Source organism: Photobacterium galatheae, from assembly GCF_000695255.1.
Lineage (GTDB): Bacteria > Pseudomonadota > Gammaproteobacteria > Enterobacterales > Vibrionaceae > Photobacterium > Photobacterium galatheae.
Genome location: NZ_JMIB01000041.1, coordinates 1 through 1543, shown reverse-complemented (window position 1 = coordinate 1543; position 1543 = coordinate 1). Strand labels below are relative to the sequence as shown.

At 41.5% G+C, this 1543-nt stretch carries 2 protein-coding genes; both read left to right on the top strand.

Translation table 11 applies throughout. The features are described from left to right. Positions 1–198: 198 nt before the first annotated feature. On the top strand, positions 199–789 hold the full coding sequence (locus EA58_RS21175) for a hypothetical protein (protein WP_152548125.1): 591 nt from the start codon (positions 199–201) through the stop codon (positions 787–789). 48 nt (positions 790–837) lie between these two features. After that, the gene (locus EA58_RS21170) at positions 838–1539 is read left to right on the top strand and encodes a hypothetical protein (protein WP_152548124.1); all 702 of its coding nucleotides are present in this window, start codon (positions 838–840) and stop codon (positions 1537–1539) included. Positions 1540–1543: the final 4 nt, after the last annotated feature.

The following is a 1543-nucleotide window of genomic DNA, read 5'->3' as shown; positions in this document are numbered from 1 at the left end:
TCAAATTTCAGATTGAACTTGTTTTAATGGTTTGGATGAAAATGACTGTGTGATGGAATAACGAAAGAAAATATGAGTTCAACGATACCTTTACCGCAATACACCGAAGCCTATCAGGCACAGCAGCGGCAGCAAGTACTGGATGCGGAAGTGATCTATGAGTGGGAATGCGTACTTCGCTCTAAGGATAAGCATTTCATGCCGTTTATTATGGCAGGGATATTCAGTTTGCTATATGGCATTTCATATTACTTAAGTTCTGACATTAGCCTTTTTTATATGTGGGCTGGTTCTGTCATAATTTTTTCTCCAATTAGTTATTTCCTGTTTGATGTAGACTATGACTACAAAGGCCAAATTACACCGAAAGGGATCATTGTTCAGAAAACCGAACGGGTGCCGGAGTTTTTCTACAAAGCGACCCGGGGCATGGCCTATTTCGGTATTGTGGCGTGTCTGATTGCCGGGCTGATGATGGGGCCGCTTGCTTTTGTGGGTGCAGGCGCGTTTGCGTTGCTGTCGTTTAAAATGACGGGGTTTCATAAGCAAACTGAGGTTTATATCCGTTCTTTTTTGGATGGTGTGCCTTATCGCATCAGTCGCTCTGATGGGCTTTATCAATATGACGTACAACAGATTTCAAGCCATTGTAAATCTTTGAAAGACTTAAACGATAATGCAGAGAAATTAAGATGTGCTCATCGGTGGTTGATTCACTGTACTGTGGCGCAAGAAAAGGAGCTGCTGGCGCAATTATCTCGGTTTATTGAGTTTGAGAATCAAATTTAATGCTTGAAATGAAGTGTCATTTTTATATGTTTTTCTGGATATAGCTCTGTGGATAAAATAATTCCTTTACCGGAATACACCGAAGCCTACCAGGCACAGCAGCGCCAGCAAGTACTGGACGCGGAAGTTGTGCATGAGTGGACATGCATCTTGAGATCCAAGGTTAAGCTTTTGACTACTTTAATTTTGGGCGGAGTGGGTAGTTTAGTCGTCGGGGTAATGTATTACTTTCATCCTGAAGTTCTTGTACTGATCATATTTGGAGGGACATTCTTAGTTTTTATGCCAATTAGTTATTTCTTGTTTAGTGTAGATTATGACTACAAAGGCCAAATCACGCCCAAAGGGATCATCATTCAGAAAACCGAACGGGTGCCGGAAATTTTCTATAAAGCGACCCGGGGCATGGCCTATTTCGGTATTGGGGTGTGTCTGATTGCCGGGCTGATGATGGGGCCGCTTGCTTTTGTCGGTGCAGGCGCGTTTGCGTTGCTGTCATTTAAAATGACGGGGTTTCATAAGCAGACCGAAGTCGAAGTTTTTCCATTTGCGGAAAATCATCATTACCGACTGGTGATATCCAAAGTGAATGATTTGTATCAATGGGATATCTATATGTTTCTGTGTGATGTGCCTGACTTCATCAATACAAGTCTATACGAGTTTCATCTGGTTGACTTTGAATGTAAGCGATCTGATTTTCCGGAAATAGAAAACATATTGAAACGATATATTCAAATTTCAGATTGAACTT